Source organism: Paenalcaligenes suwonensis (genome assembly GCF_011290505.1).
GTDB classification, from domain to species: Bacteria; Pseudomonadota; Gammaproteobacteria; order Burkholderiales; family Burkholderiaceae_B; genus Paenalcaligenes; species Paenalcaligenes suwonensis.
Window position 1 is genome coordinate 444,508 of record NZ_JAANPV010000001.1, and the last position, 19,334, is coordinate 463,841.

21 protein-coding genes are annotated in these 19,334 nt (G+C 49.9%); 18 read left to right on the forward strand and 3 right to left on the reverse strand.

The window, feature by feature from the left end; genetic code table 11:
• Positions 1-7: 7 nt before the first annotated feature.
• Entirely contained in the window at positions 8-748 is a 741-nt protein-coding gene (locus tag GY634_RS02090) for a glutamine amidotransferase (protein ID WP_166406909.1), read from the reverse strand.
• 142 nt (positions 749-890) lie between these two features.
• On the opposite strand from GY634_RS02090, the gene GY634_RS02095 reads away from it, so the two are divergent.
• Together GY634_RS02095 and GY634_RS02100 are read left to right on the forward strand one after the other, a co-directional pair.
• On the forward strand, positions 891-1,775 hold the full coding sequence (locus GY634_RS02095; RefSeq protein ID WP_166406910.1) for a DMT family transporter: 885 nt from the start codon (positions 891-893) through the stop codon (positions 1,773-1,775).
• 35 nt (positions 1,776-1,810) lie between these two features.
• Positions 1,811-3,334, forward strand: coding sequence for an MFS transporter (locus GY634_RS02100; RefSeq protein WP_242683588.1), 1,524 nt, complete (start codon positions 1,811-1,813; stop codon positions 3,332-3,334).
• 17 nt (positions 3,335-3,351) lie between these two features.
• Here GY634_RS02100 and GY634_RS02105 read toward each other — a convergent pair whose 3' ends face one another.
• On the reverse strand, positions 3,352-4,227 hold the full coding sequence (locus GY634_RS02105; RefSeq protein WP_166406911.1) for a LysR family transcriptional regulator: 876 nt from the start codon (positions 4,225-4,227) through the stop codon (positions 3,352-3,354).
• 97 nt (positions 4,228-4,324) lie between these two features.
• Here GY634_RS02105 and GY634_RS02110 point away from each other — a divergent pair, with 97 nt between their 5' ends.
• From GY634_RS02110 to GY634_RS02185, 16 genes are all read left to right on the forward strand, one after another.
• Complete coding sequence (locus GY634_RS02110) at positions 4,325-4,669, forward strand: DMT family transporter (protein WP_242683577.1); 345 nt, start codon at positions 4,325-4,327, stop codon at positions 4,667-4,669.
• Positions 4,670-4,672: 3 nt separating this feature from the next.
• Positions 4,673-5,002 (forward strand): multidrug/spermidine efflux SMR transporter subunit MdtI, encoded by a 330-nt coding sequence (mdtI, locus tag GY634_RS02115; protein WP_166406912.1) that lies wholly within the window; start codon positions 4,673-4,675, stop codon positions 5,000-5,002.
• Between the two features lie 134 nt (positions 5,003-5,136).
• Positions 5,137-6,078 carry a DMT family transporter gene (locus GY634_RS02120; RefSeq protein ID WP_341352803.1) on the forward strand — a complete coding sequence of 314 codons (942 nt, stop codon included), beginning with the start codon at positions 5,137-5,139 and terminating at the stop codon, positions 6,076-6,078.
• 99 nt (positions 6,079-6,177) lie between these two features.
• Positions 6,178-6,492 (forward strand): DMT family transporter, encoded by a 315-nt coding sequence (locus GY634_RS02125; RefSeq protein WP_166406913.1) that lies wholly within the window; start codon positions 6,178-6,180, stop codon positions 6,490-6,492.
• 299 nt (positions 6,493-6,791) lie between these two features.
• Positions 6,792-7,988: a cystathionine beta-lyase gene (gene metC, locus GY634_RS02130; RefSeq protein WP_242683578.1), complete on the forward strand. Its 1,197-nt coding sequence runs from the start codon at positions 6,792-6,794 to the stop codon at positions 7,986-7,988.
• A 179-nt stretch (positions 7,989-8,167) separates the two neighbouring features.
• Complete coding sequence (locus GY634_RS02135; RefSeq protein WP_166406914.1) at positions 8,168-9,256, forward strand: DUF2817 domain-containing protein; 1,089 nt, start codon at positions 8,168-8,170, stop codon at positions 9,254-9,256.
• Positions 9,257-9,264: 8 nt separating this feature from the next.
• Positions 9,265-9,888: a VOC family protein gene (locus GY634_RS02140; protein WP_166406915.1), complete on the forward strand. Its 624-nt coding sequence runs from the start codon at positions 9,265-9,267 to the stop codon at positions 9,886-9,888.
• A gap of 44 nt (positions 9,889-9,932) precedes the next feature.
• Positions 9,933-10,994, forward strand: coding sequence for an ABC transporter substrate-binding protein (locus GY634_RS02145; RefSeq protein WP_166406916.1), 1,062 nt, complete (start codon positions 9,933-9,935; stop codon positions 10,992-10,994).
• Positions 10,995-11,016: 22 nt separating this feature from the next.
• Complete coding sequence (locus GY634_RS02150; RefSeq protein WP_166406917.1) at positions 11,017-11,772, forward strand: ABC transporter ATP-binding protein; 756 nt, start codon at positions 11,017-11,019, stop codon at positions 11,770-11,772.
• A gap of 17 nt (positions 11,773-11,789) precedes the next feature.
• On the forward strand, positions 11,790-12,557 hold the full coding sequence (locus GY634_RS02155) for an ABC transporter permease (RefSeq protein ID WP_166406918.1): 768 nt from the start codon (positions 11,790-11,792) through the stop codon (positions 12,555-12,557).
• The gene (locus GY634_RS02160) at positions 12,557-13,339 is read left to right on the forward strand and encodes an ABC transporter permease (protein WP_166406919.1); all 783 of its coding nucleotides are present in this window, start codon (positions 12,557-12,559) and stop codon (positions 13,337-13,339) included. The genes GY634_RS02155 and GY634_RS02160 overlap by 1 nt, the downstream gene beginning before the upstream one ends.
• Before the next feature lie 15 nt (positions 13,340-13,354).
• Positions 13,355-13,771, forward strand: coding sequence for a PaaI family thioesterase (locus GY634_RS02165; RefSeq protein ID WP_166406920.1), 417 nt, complete (start codon positions 13,355-13,357; stop codon positions 13,769-13,771).
• A 3-nt stretch (positions 13,772-13,774) separates the two neighbouring features.
• Positions 13,775-15,289 carry a class I adenylate-forming enzyme family protein gene (locus GY634_RS02170; RefSeq protein WP_166406921.1) on the forward strand — a complete coding sequence of 505 codons (1,515 nt, stop codon included), beginning with the start codon at positions 13,775-13,777 and terminating at the stop codon, positions 15,287-15,289.
• A gap of 24 nt (positions 15,290-15,313) precedes the next feature.
• Positions 15,314-16,333, forward strand: coding sequence for a zinc-binding dehydrogenase (locus tag GY634_RS02175; RefSeq protein ID WP_166406922.1), 1,020 nt, complete (start codon positions 15,314-15,316; stop codon positions 16,331-16,333).
• An 18-nt stretch (positions 16,334-16,351) separates the two neighbouring features.
• Complete coding sequence (locus GY634_RS02180; RefSeq protein WP_166406923.1) at positions 16,352-17,107, forward strand: SDR family NAD(P)-dependent oxidoreductase; 756 nt, start codon at positions 16,352-16,354, stop codon at positions 17,105-17,107.
• A gap of 53 nt (positions 17,108-17,160) precedes the next feature.
• Positions 17,161-17,616 (forward strand): Lrp/AsnC family transcriptional regulator, encoded by a 456-nt coding sequence (locus GY634_RS02185; protein WP_166406924.1) that lies wholly within the window; start codon positions 17,161-17,163, stop codon positions 17,614-17,616.
• Between the two features lie 8 nt (positions 17,617-17,624).
• On the opposite strand, the gene GY634_RS02190 is transcribed toward GY634_RS02185, so the two are convergent.
• Positions 17,625-19,241 (reverse strand): Na/Pi cotransporter family protein, encoded by a 1,617-nt coding sequence (locus GY634_RS02190; RefSeq protein ID WP_166406925.1) that lies wholly within the window; start codon positions 19,239-19,241, stop codon positions 17,625-17,627.
• Positions 19,242-19,334: the final 93 nt, after the last annotated feature.

Sequence of the window (19,334 nt, forward strand, 5' to 3'; positions counted from 1 at the left end):
CATTTTTTTATACGTACGCAGTAGAGTGAGTAGCGGCACACAGATCAACGAAATCATGCAAAATTTTTCGCGCTACGGGTGTGGCAGCTAAAGCGGCACACATGGCAGGAATGTCATAACCCTCGGTGCTAAAGAGCGCTTCGCGACGGCTTAAGAAATAGCTCATGACCTCGGTAGAAAACTCTGGGTGAAATTGCAGCGACAATGCTTCAGGGCTATAGCGCAAAATCTGGTGCGCATCGTGTTCTGATGAGGCCAGCACAGTAGCGTGCGTAGGTGGCTGTAATACGCTTTGTTCATGCGTAAGGTTTGCCATAAACGACTGGGGTAAGTCAGCCAGTAGAGGGTCGTGTTTGGCACCCTCATGCAACTGTATGGGCAGTTGGCCTATTTCGCGGCCAGCAGGGTGATAGTCCACTACACCGCCTAAGGCGTGTGACATTAACTGGTGGCCATAACAAATACCTAATAGCGGCATGTGTTGCTCCATGGCTTGCCGTACCCATGCGGCGCTGTATTCGCTCCAGTCCTCGCGGTCCGTCACCATTGATGTGGAACCCGTCAAAATAGCACCTGCTAGCGTAGCGGGCTCAGGTAGTACGTCACCTGAAGCGGGGCGCAGCACCTTCACCGTGAGCGTGGTGTCGGGTAAGGCAGCAATCATCCAATCCGACTGCACGCCTAACTTCTGCTGTATATCCAGCGGTGGGTCACCCATTTGTAGAATAGCCAGAACCTTGTGTTGCATGATGTGGTGTGTGTAAAAAACGCAAAAAGAAAGGAGGTGATCGCCCGTTATCTGACATCGCAGTACGCAGTCAGCAATGAATACTATAAGATAGCAGCTTAAGTTGTGATGTACATTTTTCTTCTATCTATAAGTCCCCACCATGTTTTCGTTGAGTAAGCAGGAATTAGCGCTGGTCGCAGTGACCATGTTGTGGGGAACAACGTTTCTGATCATACACACTGCCATGCAGTACAGCGGCCCGCTGTTTTTTGTGGGTTTGCGTTTTGTGACGGCAGGCATCATCGGTTGGATGGTGTTCAGGCGCGCCATGCGCGGTATTACACGTATAGAGTTCTTGGCAGGCACGGTCATTGGGGCCAGTATCTTTGCCGGCTACGGGTTGCAAACCTATGGGCTACAAACGGTTAGCAGCAGCATGTCAGGCTTTATTACGGCGTTGTATGTACCTATAGTGCCCTTGTTGCAGTGGTTGGTATGGCGTAAGGCGCCGAGTTTCATGACCTTGATAGGGGTGACGCTGGCGTTTCTAGGTTTGGTGTTATTGGCTGGACCTACTACGGCGGGTTTTAGCCTAAGTGCTGGTGAAATTGCCACGCTGATTGGGGCGTTTGCCATTGCAGTAGAAGTGATATTGATTGGTTACTTTGCCGGTAAGGTTAATGTGCAACGCATTACCGTGGTGCAAACAGGGATGGCTGGGGTGCTGTCATTTCTTTGTATGCCTTTTGCTGGTGAATCCATACCTGAGTTCTCGTGGGTGTGGTTGGTAGCTGCTGTAGGGTTGGGCTTAAGTAGCATGGTGATTCAATACACCATGAACTGGGCGCAGCGTACGGTGACGCCCACACGGGCCACTCTCATTTATGCCAGTGAGCCCGTATGGGCCGGCATAGTAGGGCGTATAGCGGGCGATAGGTTGCCGGCTATTGCCATTGTAGGTGGCGCACTGATCGTATTGGGCGTATTGGTCAGTGAATTCAAATTGCCACGACGTAAAAAACACGCTCGAACTGAAGCGACCTAGTCGCTGTTGTGTATCTGGAGAAGTCGTTGTCACAAGTGACACATAATCGCTGGCTGGTATTGGTGGCGGTGATGCTGGTGTTTTTCCCCATCGTGTTGGATTTCACGATTCTGCACATTGCCATCCCCTCTCTTACCTTAGCTTTGCAGGCTAGCGGCACAGAAGTGCTGTGGATTATTGATTTGTACTCCCTCGTGATGGTGAGCCTATTGATCCCTATGGGGACACTGGCTGACCGCATAGGCCATAGGCTGTTGCTGCTGTGGGGGATTGTCGTGTTTACAGCCATGTCTATTTTGGCGGCTTACGCGTGGTCGTCTGCGACCTTAATTTTGGCGCGTGCTTTGATGGCATGTGGTGCTGCCATGGTCATTCCATGTTTGCTTGCCATCATCCGACAAAGCTTTGAAGACGATAAAGAGCGAGCCTTAGCACTGGGCTTATGGAGCGCGGTAGGTTCTGCAGGGGCTGCAATGGGCCCATTAGTGGGCGGAGCATTGCTGGAGCATTTTTGGTGGGGTTCGGTGTTTTTGGTGAATGTACCCATCATGCTGATCGTAGGCCCTATGGCCTATGTGCTGATTCCACGCCGTTTTGTCACAGGTAAAGGGGATTGGACTATTGGCCAAGCGCTGATTCTGATGGTAGGTTTGTTGGCAGCAGTGTATGGCGTGAAATCTGGCTTTAAACCGGATGGCGATTGGATGCATAGCCTGCTGTTTTGCGCGATTGGGGTAGGGCTGCTGGCGTGGTTTGTAAGAAAGCAGCTACATGCCGAATCCCCCATGTTGGACATGGGCCTGTTTGCGTTACCAGCACTCAGTACGGGTGTGTTAATGGCAACCGTGGTGATGGGGGCGTTGGCCGGTGTAGAGCTTACTATTGCGCAAGAACTGCAGTTTGTATTGGGTAAAAGCCCCTTAACTGCTGCACTCTTTATGCTGCCATTGATGGTGTCCTCGGCCGTGGGCGGTCCGTTAGGGAGCATGTTGTTAGCACGGGTAGGGTTGCGTCCTATTGCTACCTTGTCATTGCTGATTTCTGGCTTAAGTTTATTTGGGCTGGGGGCGAGCGATTTAAGCCAAGGCGGCATAGGTATCAACATTATGTTGATAGGTTTAGGCTTGTCGTTAAGTGTGGGTCTGACCGCATCGTCTGTGGCCATTATGGGTAGCACGCCAGAAGAAAAAGCCGGAGCGGCAGGGGCGTTAAGCGCCAGCAGCTACGACTTGGGCTCGGCCTTAGGGATTGCGGGTTTTGGTTTGGTGCTAACTGCTAATTACGCCAACCATATACAGTTGCCTGCAGGCTTGCCACCAGAGGTAGCCAGTAAGGCAGGCTTATCTATTGGTGAAACCATGCTGATGGCACAGCAGTTGGGTGCAGAGCAAGGCCATGCGCTGGTGGCAGCAGCACAGCAAGCCTATTCCAGCGCTCATAGCACAGTACTGTTTTCTGCTGCTGCTTTGGTAGCGCTACTGAGTATCGTGGTGTGGCGCGTACTGCGTCATTATCGGCCACATGAAGAAGTGAACGCTGCTGCTAAGCAGGCCGCTTAAGTACTATGGCAATAGTGCTATACCGGGCGTTTGAGTAGCTCGGCAAAGCGTTTCTCAACCCAACGGGCTGTTGGGTTGAGGGCTTGCCCCTGTAGCCACAACATACGCACTGATAATAGCGGCAGAGTGAGGGACGGGCAGTGTACTTGCTTAAGTGGTTTAGGGTAGCTGTCGTCCGTCGCCACGTTTAGCGGCAAAATCGCCCAACCCACATCGTCGGCCACCATCTCGGCAATACTGTAAAAACTATCTGAATGCCACAGCCTTGTGCTGTAGGCCGTTTCTTCGTCGCCATCGGTATGCATTACCAATTGGCGATATTGCATCAGGTCCTTACGACTTACGGGTTGTTGCTGCAATAACGGGTGACCGCTGGCGACAAAAATCCCCTGTGGCACAGTGCTAATGTGGCGCTGATCAAAGCAGTCATGCAGCATTTCACGGTCGTAGTGAAAGGCAATGTCCGCACGTTGTTGCTCCACATAGCCGGCTACCTCGGCGGCAGTGCCGTTTAACAACGTGAGTTCTAACTGTGGAAACCTATCAGAAATTTCGCGTATTAACGTGCGTATTGCGGTGTAGGGTAAGGCTTCGTCTAAGGCGAGAGACAATGACGCGTCGTCCCCTGCAGCGAGCGATTGCGCGCGTTGTTCTAGTTCTTGTGCTTGGCGCAAGAGTTCACGCGCTTCCATGAGCAGCACGCGCCCTGGCTCAGTGAGCTGGGCGCTGCGTCCGCTACGTGTGAATAGCTCTACGCCTAAGTCAGCTTCCAGCAGGGAAATAGCGGTACTAACGGCCGATTGGGCCTTGCCCAAATGTCGTGCCGCCGCGCTGATTGATCCCTGCTCGGCAGTGACCACAAATTGTCGAAGTTGTTCTAGGCTCCATTGCATACCTTGATGCTATCTTAAAAATAGATGGGAGTCATCTTTGGATTTTCATATAGAGAGAGGAGAATAGCCCCGTGTTCCGCGTTATTTGAGGATTATCGTGTTAGTCAAACCTTGGCTGTTCCTGTTGGCAGCCATAGCAGCAGAGATAAGTGGTGTGACCACCATGAAGCTGGTTTCCGACTCTGGATCTTGGGAAGCTCTGTTGTTCATGTATGCCATGATTGGCTTGTCTTTTTATTTTTTAGCAACGACGATGCAGTATCTACCAATGGCCCTGACGTATGCCACCTGGGAAACTATTGGATTGATCGCCATTGCTTTTATCGGATTCCGATTTTTCGGTGAACAAGTTAGTACGCTAAAGCTGGTTGGTATGGGCGTATTACTAGTAGGTGTGATGCTGGTGAATCTCGGTGTTCCACATCAGGTGGAGGAGTCATAAACCATGCAAAACGCAGAATGGATTCACTATTTTTTCATGTTGGCCGCTATCCTTTTGGAAGTGACCGCTAACATATTCATCAAATATTCAGATGGTTTTAAGAAGCGCTGGGTTGGGTTTCTTGGTATAGCCAGTATTCTTCTTTCATTCACTGCACTTTCGCAAGCTGTACAGGGCATTGATTTGTCTATCGCGTATGCGTTGTGGGGTGGTACCGGTATCTTCTTGACAACCATGGCTGGTCGCGTGTTTTTCCAACAACGTTTGAACCGCTCTGGATACGTAGGTATTGGGTTTATTGTGCTGGGTGCCTCAATCTTGAAACTCGCGTAATTGCTGAGTGTGGCCTTGTCCACAGGCTGTAGATGAGGGTTGTGCGCTAAGTAAAGTGGGTGTTCACTTTATATCTCTTTGATGCCAAATCGCTACCATGAAGCATTAGATTGTGAGCAAGGTTTGGCATCAAAATGAGAAAAGCAGTTGATGGCTCAGCAGTATCCATCATGGTGGTGTTGTGCCTGATTTGGGCAATGCAGCAAATTGCACTTAAAGGTGCCGCCGAATACATGGCACCTGCCTTGCAAGTAGCGTTGCGCTCTGGGGTGGTGGCTGTACTCATCTTTGTTATACACAGGTGTTGGCTGCACGACGCATGGCTGCCAGGTGTGTTTGGACGCTCTGGGTTAGTGGTGGGCTCCTTATTTGGGCTAGAGTTTCTGCTTATTGCTGAAGCACTACGCTATACCAGCACCTCTCACGTTGTGGTGTTTCTGTATACCGCACCCATCTTTGTCGCTATTGGCCTGCATGGCTTTTTGCCTGATGAGCGCTTAAATCGCCTGCAATGGATAGGAATAAGCTTAGCGTTTGCGGGCATAGCGCTCGCTTTTTTGTGGCCTGCTTTCAGTGGTGCGGTTCCAGCGTCAGATGCTCATCCATTAAGTTGGTTAGGTGATGTATTCGCCTTGGCGGCAGGGGCGTTATGGGGTGGCACAACCATTGTGCTACGTACCACCAAACTTAAAACGGCACCGGTGACGCAGGTGTTGTTTTGTCAGATGTGGCTAACCTTTGTGATAGTGCTGGCCTTTGTCCTAGGGACAGGGCAGACCACGATTACGCCCAGTGCTACGTTAGGGCTGAGTATGCTCTTTCAGATTGTGCTGGTGTCGTTGCTGAGCTATTTCATTTGGTTTTGGTTGCTAGAGCGTTATTTAGCTGCGCGATTAGGCGTACTGACTTTTATGACGCCTATATTCGGGCTAGTGTTGGGGGCATGGCTACTGGATGAACGAGTAGAAAAATCGTTTTTGTTAGGAGCTTGCTTAGTGTTGGTTGGCGTATTTTTGGTAAATGGGCAGGCCTGGTTACAAAAAAAAGTGTGGTCAAAAAGCCAGCGTAACTTGTAGCATTACCCCCCTACAGATAAAATTTTTTTAGAGGACGACCTCTCACCATCCAGCGTGTAGTGTTTTCCGGGACGGCCCGGCTTTTTAGGAGAAAGCCAAATGGCATGGTTCTTGTTAATTCTTGCGGGTGCGTTCGAGGTAGTCTGGGCATATTCCATGAAGCTATCCAATGGTTTTACGCGCATAGGGCCATCGGTGGTAACGATTGTTGCCATGATTATTAGCTTCGGGTTGTTGGCGGTGGCCATGCGTACGTTGCCATTGGGCACGGCGTATACCATCTGGACCGGTATAGGTGCTGTAGGAGCATTTATTCTGGGGTTAACCTTACTGGGCGAGCCCGCCAGCGCGATGCGTATTATTGCCGCTGTGCTGATTGTGTCTGGCTTGGTGATGATGAAGCTGGCCTCATAACGCGCCGTATTACCTCTATACCTGTGTCAACGCAGGTACACGATGAAGCAGCAGAAGGTTCTACCATCTGCTGCTTTTTTTCGTCTTTATCCCCTGTATTCCTTTTTTTCTACGGTTCTTGAGTGTGGTGCACACGTAGAACGGTGGTGTCATGCGTATAGGATTACCCTAATGTGGGTTGTTTTGTTGAAATTTTGTTATTAGTATTAATTAACGAAAAATAAACCACATAATTAATAAATATTAGTAAATTATTCTACTAAGTGAAATTTCACAAGAATTGTTTTCTGGAGAAAAAAGTGGGTGAATCAGGAAGTTCTACGCAGACTATGTTGACGCAGGTAGGCCGGGGAGGGGAGTCCTCTTTGCAGTACGTGAACCCACCTATAGTGCGAGGTACGACGGTGCTGGCTCAAACCCTAGCGCAGTGGCGGCAGCGGGCGAAGTTGCCGTTTAACGCCAAACCACAAGCCAACTATGGACGTTTTGGCACGTTAACCACCGCGGCATTCGAATCAGCTATCGCTGAATTAGAAGGGGCATATCGCTCATTTTGTTTTCCTTCCGGCTTGGCAGCCTGCACACATTCGTTGTTAGCAGTATGTAAACCGGGCAGCCATGTGTTGTTGACGGATTTTGTGTACTGGCCACTGCGTGAGTTTGCAGAAAATGTACTGACGCAGTTGGGGGTAGAGGTAGAGTTTTTTTCCAGCCTGAAAACAGAAGATGTATTGAGCCGGTTTAAGGAAAACACCTGTGCTTTGTACTTAGAAGCGCCAGGATCTATTTCGTTTGAAATGTGCGATGTTGATGAGCTCGCACATGCCGCACACCAGCGCGGCGCCATGGTGTTGATGGATAACACGTGGGCTACACCTTTGTTGTTTAAGCCCCTAGAGCACGGTGTGGATATCTCTATTCAGTCCGTGAGTAAATACATAGGTGGTCACTCAGATTGCATTATGGGTGTGGCCTCATGTACAGAGAAAGCCTGGGATGTGTTGTCCAACTCGGTCACCCGTTTTGGGCAGACAGCATCACCTGATGATCTCTATCAGGCATTACGTGGGTTGCGTACCTTAGATGTGCGGTTGCGCCAACATGGGCAGTCAGCCTTAAGTGTGGCGCGTTGGTTAGAGCAACAACCAGAGGTGCAGCGAGTGTGTTGTCCGGGTTTAGAGTCACACCCCGGTCATGCCACTTTCAAGCGCTTATTTCGTGATATTTCAGGGCTTTTTTCATTTGTATTTGAGCCCATGCCTGAAGAAAAGTTGGCGGTGTTTTTTGATTCCCTACGCATTATTGGTATAGGTTTGTCGTGGGGGGGGTTTGAAAGCTTGGTGGTGCCTTTGGTGGCCAGACCTGCATCACATATCCATGATGACTACCCCAAAGAAGGGCAGCTAGTCAGGATTCATGTGGGGTTAGAAAACATCGAAGACCTCATCAACGATCTGCAGCAAGCCTTTGTGCAGATGCGTCGCTACGCGGCGTAAATCGTGCATCGGCATGGTGTAGGTCTAGGCGAAACTGGTAAGTCGCTATAAGCATATACATAATTCCTCGTTCGGGACTTACCTTTAGGCGTGATAAATTTTTGTAATACTTTTTGCAGTTTTCATAACTAAAAAAAGTATTGGTGATGTTTATTAAGCAGTAGGCAGGGGGAAGCAGCATGCTCGACTATTACTCTCAGAGTTATGACGAGGCACGATCCGCATTTTTGGCAGCAGCAAAAAATGTGGCACAAACCAGAGTGTTTAGCCAAGAGTTACCAGGTTATCTAGGTGCAACGGGTGAAACACTAACGCAGGACGCCGTATACATTGGTGATCCACATGCGAAGCAGGTGCTGGTAATGCTGTGCGGAACCCATGGTTTAGAAGGCTATGCGTCGTCGGCATTGCTCACGGCTTTTTTAGATGCAGTGGGTAATAAAACCATAGCCTTGCCTACTGGGGTTGCCGTAGTGTTAGTGCATGCAGTGAATCCCTATGGTTTTTCATACATGCTGCGTACTAACGAACGCAACGTAGACCTAAACCGAAACTTCATCGATTTTTCTACCCCCACGCCCGCCAACCCACTGTATGCCCAAATACATCCGTTGTTGTGCGGTGCCACCTCGCCACAGCAGCAGCAAGCAAACGCTCACGCCTTGCAGCAATGGATTTCTGAACAGGGGAAAAACAATTTTTTCCGTGCGTTGTTCGATGGGCAATACGACATTGCGGAAGGGTTGATTTATGGCGGTAATGCCCGCCAATGGTCAAACCACGCGTTAGAAAATGTAGCCCAGAAATTTCTGCAGCATAAAGACAAGGTGGTGTTTATTGATTGGCACACTGGCCTTGGAGAGTACGGTCAAGCGTTTTATCTGTGCTTTAACGAGCCGGGTAGTAGCGAATGGCGCGAATGCTGCGACATGTGGGGCCAAGACAATATAGAAACCAAAGCCGGTTTTGATGGCAGCGAACGGCCTAAATATTCAGGCTTGGTGTTTAACGGTGTACGCAGCTTTGTGGGTGAAGCGCGTTTTGTAGGGGCCGTGATTGAGTTTGGTACTACACCACCCGAATACACCATTAGCGGTCTGCAAGCCGATAACCGACTGCGTTTTGACACTAGCCTCAGTGATGCCGAACGAGAGCGTTTAAAGGCAGAAGCTTTTGATGCGTTTTGTCCGTTAGCCTCTGCGTGGCGACAAGATGTCCTGCAAGAAGGACTACGTATTAGTGAACGTGCACTGCACAGTATGAACTAGAAAACATCATGCGAAAAATTGATCATTTTATGTTTGGCGCCAAGAAATTGCCGCCTCTAGCGGAAGCTTTCGCCTTAAAAGCGGGTTTAAGTGCTGAAACAGGTGGAAAACACCGTTCGTTTGGTACGTACAACCAGCTAATAGGCGGCGGGTCTAGCCCGTATGTGGAGTTGATTGCCCCCGATGAGCAGTCGGACGCGAGCAGTGTGTTGCGCAGTGAGCTAGAGGCGCTACATCAACCCACATTACACCGGTTTATTGTGCGAGCAACCTTATCTGACTTTGATGCGTTAACGGCAGCCTATGCTGCAGTAGGTATAGAGGCGGATGTGGTGGCGTTATCCCGTGAAAGCCAAACCGGCGAAATGTTGCATTGGCATTTATTGATTCCTAGGCCCAACGCGTTAGGAGTATTAGCCCCTTATTTTATTGATTGGGGTGACGCACAGCACCCTTCAGAGCGCTTAACAGATCAGTTTAGTTTGCTGTCCTGCGAGGCGGCTCATCCTGAACCCAATGTAGTGCAGCAATTGTGGAATGCCTTGGGGGTGTCTATCCCCGTCATCTACGCAGAACAACCAGAACTGAAGATCAAAATTCAGTCGCCACAGGGTGCTATTCAGCTCCCTTGAAATTGTCACAGTAAACAAATTCCTCCAAAGAGGCGGTGTTAGTCATGAAAAAAATCGCAGTAGGTTTAGCTCTGTTAGCCAGCAGCAATGTGTACGCAGCAGACGGTTTAGAAAAAGTACGTATAGGTTTTCCACCCGCATGGTCAGCAGTAGAAGCGGCCATTCCCTTTGGTGATACCTTGGGCTTTTTCAAAGAAGAAGGCCTAGAGCTGGAATACGTATCGGTACAAGGTACTGCCGTATTGCTGCCACAGGTAGCTAACGGTTCGGTAGAGTTCGGCATTATGAGCCCCGATCTATCGGTGATTGCGGCGGCTAAAGATGAAAAATTCCCTATTCAGTTTTTCTATAACTTCTACCCACGCAATATTTTTGAGATCACGGTATTAGCCGACAGCGACATCAAAACCTTGGCCGATCTTAAAGGCAAGAAAATGGGTGTGGGTGCGTTGAGCTGGGGCAACTTGCCTATGAGTCGCCTGATGCTGGGCGATGCGGGCGTGACCTGGATGAAAGACGTGCAAGTGATGCCCGTGGGTGTGGGCCCTGCCGCGTGGCAGCGTATGAAGTCCGGTAGTGTTGATGCGCTGAATCTGCCTGCACCGCAAAACGTGATGATGGAAAAAGACGGCACCGCCATTCGTCGTTTGCCTATTCCTGAAGAGTTCGCCAATTTGTTTGCTAACGGCGTAGCGACGAGCGAGCAACTGATTCAGTCCAACCCCGAGTTGGTAGAACGTATGGGCCGTGCCATTGCGAAGTCCTTTGTAGCGTGCGCTACGGACACCGAGAAGTGCGTGAAAGCCTACTGGCAAGTAGACCCAAGTTCTAGGCCTGATGCGGCAAACGAAGCCAAGTGGGTGGATACCTTCTCGGCAGTGAATGACGGCACCTACAACATCATTGGTTTGTACGACATCAAAGAAAACTTTGGTCAGTACAACAAAGCTGATTGGGAAAAATTCGTACAGAAACTGCACGAAGGTGAGCAGATTTCTACTACCGATTTTGATGTGGAAACGCTCTACACCAACCGCTTCATTGAAGGTATCAACAATTTTGATGCGGAAGCCGTGCGCAAAACAGTGCAGCAGCTACCTAACTAAGACCAACAGTCAGGATTGAGTCATGTCGTTAACGTTGAAAGATATTGTTGTCAGCTATCCCAGTAAACGTGGTGAGGTGTTGGCTCTGGATAAGTTGAACTTATCAGTAGAGTCTTCCTCATTTGTGTCGGTGTTAGGGCCTTCAGGCTGCGGTAAGTCTACGTTGGTGCGTTTGGTGTCAGGGTTGTTAAAACCTACTGCAGGTCAGGTGGAGTTTAACGGCCAAGTCATTAAAGGGGCACGGGACGACGTGGGGGTGGCTTTCCAACAGGCAGCATTGCTGCCATGGAAAACAGCACTGGATAACGTGTTGCTACCCATGAGCTTAACGGGTAAGTCACCGCGTCTGCATCAAGAGCAGGCACGTGACCTACTGGATCTGGTAGGGCTAAAAGGGTTTCACGATCGTTACCCCTTCGAGCTATCTGGTGGCATGCAACAGCGGGTATCGCTTGCTCGCTCGTTAATACGTAACCCGTCGGTGCTGGTGATGGATGAACCGTTTTCAGCGCTAGACGCCATGACTCGCGAAAACATGATGGTAGAGCTGCAGCGTATTTGGCTAGAGAAAAAGCCATCTGTACTGTTCATTACGCACTCCATTCAGGAAGCAGTTTTCTTATCTGACCGTGTTGTGGTGATGAGTGGCAGGCCCGGCAAAATTGTGGCCGACGTGAAGATAGACATTCCTCGTCCTCGTAGCATCGACACCTTATACAGCCCGGAATTTATCGCTATGTCTAACCACCTGCGATCAATTTTCGATGATCACGAGTAAGTGAGGGAGCAGTGCTCATGAACCAAGCGTTGAAAAGAGTGCTATTGCCGCTATTGCCAGTGGTCGCATTTTTTGTGATTTGGTACTGCGTGATTGCCTTGTTTCATATCCCCAATCGCGTCTTTCCAGGTCCAGAAGCCGTGTTGGAGCGTATTTATCACGGGTTGATTAAGGATGCAGACCTGTGGCCGCATTTATCACAAACCTTGCAAAGTACCGTTTTAGGATTTTTGTTAGGTACGGTTCTAGCGATAGGGTTTGGCAGTGTGTTGGCTATGTACAAGCGGGTAGAGCTGTTGATGTACCCCGTGGTGGTGGTGTTGCAAGCTGTGCCTAAAGTAGCCATCGCACCGTTGATTTTGCTGTGGTTAGGGTACGAAACAAAAAGCACGGTGGTATTGGTGGCACTGATTTGTTTCTTCCCTATTTTTGTAGGCACTTTTGTAGGTATACGTGCCACGCCACCTGTCTTGCTAGACCTGTTTAAAAGCCTAAACGCCAATGCACTGAAACTGTACTGGCATTGCTGCTTACCGAATGCGGCAGGTTCCATCATTTCGGGATTGCAAGTGGGTTGGGGTTTCGCACTGGTGGGGTGTGTAGTAATGGAATTCATCGTGGGGATGGGCGGGGCAGGGTTCTTAATAGATAACTCGGCGAACTCCTTAGATACCACAACAGCGGTGACAGCCATGGTGTTGTTAGGTGTGTTGGGCTATGTGGGTGGCGCTTTGCTTACCTATGCCAAAGAAAAGCTGGTGTTCTGGGAAGGGGGGCAACGCTAATGAGTGACAACTATTTTTACGCGCCTCGCTGGCAGCGGACGGTGTTTCCCATTGTTGGCGTGTTGATATTGCTGGCAGGTTGGTATTACCTGGCTACGTACGTAGTGGCGAATCCCACGTTGATGCCAGACCCCATTAGCGTTTTTAAAAACGTGGCGGCATGGGGTGGGCAAGGATGGTTTGAAACCCATTTCGTTGCCACGGTGATCGCCACCTTGGTGGGGTTAGTTATAGGTGCCAGCTTGGGTTTTTTGTTTGGCATTGTAGTGAGCGAAGTGGAAACCCTGTATCGCGTGTTTCACCCCATCGTGCAGGCCTTACAGGCTATGCCGGTAGTGGCTATCGCACCCTTAGTCATCGTGTGGTTTGGCATAGGGTTGGCGTCAAAAATTGCGTTAGTGGCCATTGGTACGTTTTTTGTCATGTTTATTCATACGGTGGCGGGAATGCGCGCTGTGTCGTCTGAACTCGTAGACATGGCAAAAGCATTTGGGGGTGGGCGTTGGCGCATTGTGTTTTTAGTGAAAATTAAGTCGGCTCTGGATTATGTGTTCAGTGGCCTAGAGGTTTGCGCAGCCTTGAGCTTCATCTTGTGTGTGGTGGGGGAGTTTTTGGCCGCCAAAGCAGGGATAGGGTATTACCTGCGGGCTGCTTCCTACGATATTGATGCAACAGCCATGTTTTCAGCTGTGTTTGTGCTGGCACTTTTAGCGACCTTACTGGCGTTTTCAGTCAGGGTCTTGCATCACCGTTTGGTTTTTTGGAAATACAGCAAACAGTAAGAACAGGAGAACACTATGAGTCAAGAATTGCGTCAACTCTTCGATAGCCTAATTGAAGAATCACCCTTCATCCAAAGTTGTGGCATGGAAGTGGTAGATTTGAATGTGGAAGCGGGGTCGGTGGACATGAAAATGCCGCTGTTACCGAATTTAGCTCGCGATAAAGCTGCAACGCAGTTTCACGGTGGTGCCATCGCATCATTGATTGATACCGCGGGTGATTTGGCGGTTGCCTTAAGTGTGGGCGGTGCTGTACCTACCATTAACTTCCGCGTCGATTTTATTCGCCCATCCGGTGGCCCATACCTGATTGCTAAAGCCGTTGCCCGTCGTGTGGGGCGCTCGGTAGGGGTAGCAGATGTGGATGTGTACGACGAGCAAGGCAGATTGACGGCCATTGGTCGCGGCTGCTACAGCGCGCAAAAGGGCTAAGTTATGTCTACGAAACAATTTCCACAAAGTAGCAATCTGGGTGGAGCCATTGCTGAACACGTCGACCCGCAGCAGGCTTGGTTAATTGAGGTAGATGCACAAGGCCAAGAGCGTGTGTTTAGCTACCAAGACTTACGAAACCAGGCCGCTAAGATTGCAGGCTTCTTACAGCAGCAAGGCTTGCCTCACGGTGCGCGTGTAGGGCTGATGGGACTAAACAGTGCCGAATACTTGCTGGCCTATTACGGCATCATGCAAGCGGGCTACTGCGCCGTACCCATTGGTTTTAAGTTGGCGCCAGAAACTATTCACTACATTGTGCGTGATGCGGCTGTGCAGACGGTACTGTGTGATGACGAGTTTGCTCACTTGTTGCCGGAAGGTGTGGCACACAGTAGTTTGCCTCCGCTATTAACCACGGTTAGTCAGACTCATGCCAGCGCAGGGGTAGTGGAGCAGCAGCCTAGCGATGCAGCAACCATTTTGTACACCTCGGGTTCTACCGGGGTACCTAAAGGGGTGCCCCTAACCCATGGTGGCTATGTGTGGGCACTGCAAAAAATGCGTGTGAATGGGGGCGAGTTTTTCCAGACTAGTCAGGCCAAAGTGTTGTGTGCTGCACCGTTGTCGCACATGAATGCGTTGTTCCTGTCCAAGCTGGTGACCTCCTATGGCGGCACCTTGGTGTTGTTGAAGAAATTCACGGCACACAGCTTTTTGCAGGCCTGCCAAGATCACCACTGCCAAGTGGTAACGGCAGTACCTACTATGTTGGCCATGGCATTACGAGCGCTGGAGGAATCCCCCAAGCATTATGACTTCAGTTCGGTAGTGAGTGTGGCAATGGGTTCTTCGCCTATTACAGACGAGTTGCATCGTAGTGTGAGTGCCTTGTTCCCCAATGCCACCGTGAACAACAACTGGGGTACCACTGAAACGGGTCCTGCTGTGTTCGGACCGCATCCTGATGGCCTGACGCGACCAGCCTTGTCGTTGGGGCATCCCATTACTGATGTGGAAGTGCGTTTGGGTGCGGATAACACCGAGGAAGGCGAGTTGTGGGTACGCAGTCGTGCTGTCATGCCGGGCTACTTAAACCGCGACGATGAAACGGCCAAAGCCTTGCAGGACGGCTGGTACAAAACCGGCGATGTGATGCGCCGTGACGACGATGGTTTTTTCTACTTTGTAGGTAGGGTAGACGACATGTTTGTCTGCGGTGGGGAAAACATTTACCCCAGCGATGTAGAAAAACTGTTGATGAAACATCCCGATGTGGTGCAAGTGGCCGTCGTAGCTGTATCAGACCCTATTAAGGGGAAAGTGCCAGCGGCCTTTGTGGTGAAGCGTCATGCATCGCTCATTAACGAAGAAGACATCAAGCAATTTGCGTTAAGCAATGGACCTGTTTACCAATACCCGCGTCATGTGCGCTTTATTGATGACATGCCTTTACTGGCGAATAACAAGCTAGACAAGTTGAGCATTAAAAAAATGGCCGTAGGCTATGCCAAATAACATTTCTCTAGTGGTGAGGGAACGATGAAAGCACAAGTTATACAGTCCCACGGGGGCATTGAACAAATTACATTCGAAGCTAACTGGCCTACTCCTACCGTAGAAGCCGGGCACGTCATTATTAAAGTGGGGGCGTGTTCACTAAACTATCACGACCTGTTTACCTTACGTGGTATGCCAGGTATTACGGTGCCTATGCCCATCATTATGGGTATTGATATGGCTGGCAGCATTTCCGAGGTGGGGGCTGGTGTAGAAGGTTGGAAAGTGGGCGACCGTGTATTAGTAGACCCCTTGGTGTTAAACCCTTACCAACTGTTGGGTGAAACGGTAGACGGCGGGTTGGCAGAGTACTGCAAAGTGCCTGCCACGCAACTGATTGCACTACCTGATAGCGTGAGCTACGAACAAGCTGCGGCGTTGCCAGTGGCTTACGGTACGGCCTATCGCATGATGGTGACGCGTGGTGGTTTGCCACTAGACGGCAGTGCTAAAGGCAAAAAAGTGTTTGTGCTGGGTGCGTCCGGTGGTGTGGGTACGTGCTGCGTGCAGCTAGCCAAGCTGAGTGGTGCCGAAGTCATTGTGGCCGCGTCTAGCGACGACAAACTGGAAAAACTGCGCGAGTTGGGTGCGGATCATGGCATTAATTATAAAGAGCAAGATTTTCTTAAAGGTCTGCATGAACACGTAGGTAAGCCGCGTATTAATGGTAGTGGTGGCGTGGACATGATTGTGAACTTCACGGGTGGTGATACGTGGGTGTCGTCTATTAAATCGCTGAAAAAAGGCGGCAAGCTTTTAACATGTGGTGCGACGGCGGGTTTCGATCCCAAAACCGATTTGCGCTACATCTGGACCTTTGAACTCACTGTATTGGGTTCAAACGGTTGGATGCGTGAAGACTTGCATGCGTTATTAGCACTAGTGGAAAAAGGTGATTTAAACCCACCCGTAGATATGCGATATCGCCTAGAAGATACCGCCCAAGCATTTGCTGCACTTGAAAACCGTTCGGCATTTGGCAAAGTGATTGTGCAACCCTAACGACTAAGGAATACGCTCATGGCGCAGCTACAAGGTAAAGTGGCTCTGGTTACTGGAGCCAGCCAAGGCATTGGCTATCAAATTGCATTACGACTGGCAAAATTGGGGGCTTTTGTATGTGTGCATGCGCACCGTTCAAAAGAGGCTCTGATGCAGTTAGTCGAGGGCATAGAAGCCGAAGGCGGAAAAGCTGCGCCTATTTTTGCCGATTTATCCCATGAAAAAGGACCATACGATATTCAAGAACAATTTGATAAAATTGTGACCGAAGAGTATGGCGAATCAAGATTGGATATCTTGGTTAATAATGCGGGTGTATTGAAACGAGAGCCAATTGAAAGTGTGACGTCAGCGCAGTTTGATCTGACACTAATGGTGAATTTAAAAGCCCCATTTTTTCTGACACAATGCATGTTGCCCCGTTTGCGCGATCAGGGGCGGATCATCAATATTTCTTCTATGGGTACACGCATGGCCTTTCCAGAAATGGCTGTGTATGCACCTGCAAAAGCAGGTTTGGAAGCATTGACGCGCTTATTGGCGGCTCAGCTAGGGCCGCGAGGCATTACCGTTAATACGGTGGCTCCTGGGTTAACCGAAACAGCCATGAGTCCCATTGATGCGCAAACGGCTGCGCGTGCTATCAGCAGTATTGCGTTAGGACGCATAGGTGCACCCGGTGACATTGCCGATGTGGTCGCGTTCTTGGCAACCGATGAGGCTAAGTGGATTACCGCACAGCGCATTGAAGTAAGTGGTGGGCAAAAGATTTGAGTTAAAACGCAACGTTGCCAATCATTAATATTGATTATTTTAAGGATAGAAAATTGGATATTATTGATAGGCAAATTTTGCAAATACTACAAGAGGACGCTGATGTGGCGATTAGCGAAATTGCAGCGCGTGTGGGTTTGTCTAGTACCCCCTGTTGGAAACGTATACAAAAACTAAAAGAAGAAGGGGTTATTCAGAAAAGAGTAGTACTGTGTGATCCTGAAAAACTAGGCTTAAATACTACGGTTTTTGTCAAAGTTTCCACGAATCACCATAATGAAGAGTGGATCAAGAAATTTGCCTTATCGGTTCAGGATATTCCTGAAATTGTGGAGGCATATAGAATGAGTGGTGATGTGGATTATCTATTGCGCGTCATCGTAGACGATATACAGGGCTACGACGCGGTCTATAAAAAGCTGATCCAAGCTTGTGATTTACACGATGTCAGCTCTAGCTTTGCGATGGAAGTCATCAAATACTCCACCGCCTTGCCAGTACACGAGTAAGTAGAGGGTTAAGCCGGCTCAATATCGGTGCTGCTTTCTACCACGGCAGGGTTTTCGGTGTACAGGTAGTGGCAGATACGCCAGACATGGTACACGATGCGTTCTAACCAACGCATGGAATCCAAGATATGCAACGCTTGTGCGGAGTCCCTATAGCCGTTCGCGGTTTCAGCCATGATCTGCGTACGAGCTTGTTGGCGAAATTGGCCCAGCGCTTCATTTTGTTGGGCGAGTACTTGTAGCCAACCAGGCTCGGCTTGCCCCGATAAGCCACGTATGGCGAGTTGCAGCAGGTGGTCCGTACTATTTAACGCTTCTTGCATGATAGCTGGTACGTGTTCTATAGGCGTTAAACGTACATTGACGGTACGGCCATAGAGCCTCAATAAGTGATCCAGCACATGCATTTGAGCCAAATGCGTAGGTACTAAGGCATCGTGTTCGTCGGTTAAGCGTATGCTGGCAAAAAACTCTTGGGAGTCATCCAACGCTTTGTGTAGGCGCTGGCGCTCTATAGGGCTTAACGGTGATTCGGTGGGCATGGTGCACAATTGGCGGCCCACAGCAAATAGCTCGTTCGACAGCAACACTAAGGTTTTGTGCATAGAGCCTAAGGCCAGTTCGGGTACTTGAAGTTGTGAGTCGTCCAACTGGCTAGTTAGGGTGTTTTCTTTTTCAGGCAGCAGGCGTTCCATTAAGCGCGCAAAGCGTGCGGCATTGGGTAAAAAGATAGCTACGCCTACGGCAATAAATAGGGTGTTGAAAGCTGCTAGCGCCACGGCACCCGCTTGCAGATGCATGTAGGTTTGCATAGCGTCGATGAGCCACAGCAGCAAGGGTAGAATCACCAACGCAATTAACCCGCTAGACAGGTTAAACAATACGTGGGTGAGCGCAGTGCGTCGGGCAAGAATAGAGCCACCAATGGCCGCTAGCACCCCAGTCATGGTGGTACCGATGGCAGCACCAATTACCAGAATAGCGGCTTGTTCAAAGCTGATGGCACCTACATCTAATGCGGTTAAGGTGGCCGCTACCATGGCCGCAGACGACTGTAAAATTACCGTCATGACGGTACCGATCAGCATAATCAGAATGCGGTGCCACCAGCTATCCGGTTGCAGTGATTCTAAATTCAGCATACTGCTTAAGCCTGTCATACCGGATTGCAGGGTATCAATCCCCACAAACAGCATACCGAAGCCAGCCATAGCGATGCCCAAGGCGGGCCAGCGGCCTCGCCCCAGTAGCTTGATAAAAGCACCTATGCCAATTAATGGCAGCATATACAGCCCTAGGCTGACTTTTAGGCCAAGGGTCGCAATGATCCACCCCGTACCAGTAGTCCCCAAGCTGGCTCCCATCACCACGCCAATGGCCTGGGTAAAGCTGATTAACCCCGCACTGACAAAACCGATTAAGGTCACCGTTGTAGCCGTAGAGGATTGCAGCAGGATGGTAATTAACGCACCGGATGTAAAGGCGCGAAAGGGCGTTCCAGTAAAACGAGCTAAGGCTTGGCGTAAAGAATTCCCGGCAAATGTCGTCAGACCGTCAGTAAGCATGGACATACCGATCAGGAACAGACCTATACCGCCTAATAACTGGAAAAGGGTGCTAGTCATGAAAAAGGGAAGGGCAAAAATAAGAAACGGTATGTGGTGATCACTATACCGAATATGTGCAATATGGTACGAAGAAAGCCGTGTTGCGGCAAG

Excerpts from the sequence above, each read along its gene's own strand:
- GY634_RS02090 (WP_166406909.1), bottom strand. The coding sequence starts at position 748 with ATGCAACACAAGGTTCTGGCTATTCTACAAATGGGTGACCCACCGCTG.
- GY634_RS02095 (WP_166406910.1), top strand. The coding sequence starts at position 891 with ATGTTTTCGTTGAGTAAGCAGGAATTAGCGCTGGTCGCAGTGACCATG.
- GY634_RS02105 (WP_166406911.1), bottom strand. The coding sequence starts at position 4,227 with ATGCAATGGAGCCTAGAACAACTTCGACAATTTGTGGTCACTGCCGAG.
- mdtI (WP_166406912.1), top strand. The coding sequence starts at position 4,673 with ATGCAAAACGCAGAATGGATTCACTATTTTTTCATGTTGGCCGCTATC.
- GY634_RS02120 (WP_341352803.1), top strand. The coding sequence starts at position 5,137 with ATGAGAAAAGCAGTTGATGGCTCAGCAGTATCCATCATGGTGGTGTTG.
- GY634_RS02125 (WP_166406913.1), top strand. The coding sequence starts at position 6,178 with ATGGCATGGTTCTTGTTAATTCTTGCGGGTGCGTTCGAGGTAGTCTGG.
- GY634_RS02135 (WP_166406914.1), top strand. The coding sequence starts at position 8,168 with ATGCTCGACTATTACTCTCAGAGTTATGACGAGGCACGATCCGCATTT.
- GY634_RS02140 (WP_166406915.1), top strand. The coding sequence starts at position 9,265 with ATGCGAAAAATTGATCATTTTATGTTTGGCGCCAAGAAATTGCCGCCT.
- GY634_RS02145 (WP_166406916.1), top strand. The coding sequence starts at position 9,933 with ATGAAAAAAATCGCAGTAGGTTTAGCTCTGTTAGCCAGCAGCAATGTG.
- GY634_RS02150 (WP_166406917.1), top strand. The coding sequence starts at position 11,017 with ATGTCGTTAACGTTGAAAGATATTGTTGTCAGCTATCCCAGTAAACGT.
- GY634_RS02155 (WP_166406918.1), top strand. The coding sequence starts at position 11,790 with ATGAACCAAGCGTTGAAAAGAGTGCTATTGCCGCTATTGCCAGTGGTC.
- GY634_RS02160 (WP_166406919.1), top strand. The coding sequence starts at position 12,557 with ATGAGTGACAACTATTTTTACGCGCCTCGCTGGCAGCGGACGGTGTTT.
- GY634_RS02165 (WP_166406920.1), top strand. The coding sequence starts at position 13,355 with ATGAGTCAAGAATTGCGTCAACTCTTCGATAGCCTAATTGAAGAATCA.
- GY634_RS02170 (WP_166406921.1), top strand. The coding sequence starts at position 13,775 with ATGTCTACGAAACAATTTCCACAAAGTAGCAATCTGGGTGGAGCCATT.
- GY634_RS02175 (WP_166406922.1), top strand. The coding sequence starts at position 15,314 with ATGAAAGCACAAGTTATACAGTCCCACGGGGGCATTGAACAAATTACA.
- GY634_RS02180 (WP_166406923.1), top strand. The coding sequence starts at position 16,352 with ATGGCGCAGCTACAAGGTAAAGTGGCTCTGGTTACTGGAGCCAGCCAA.
- GY634_RS02190 (WP_166406925.1), bottom strand. The coding sequence starts at position 19,241 with ATGACTAGCACCCTTTTCCAGTTATTAGGCGGTATAGGTCTGTTCCTG.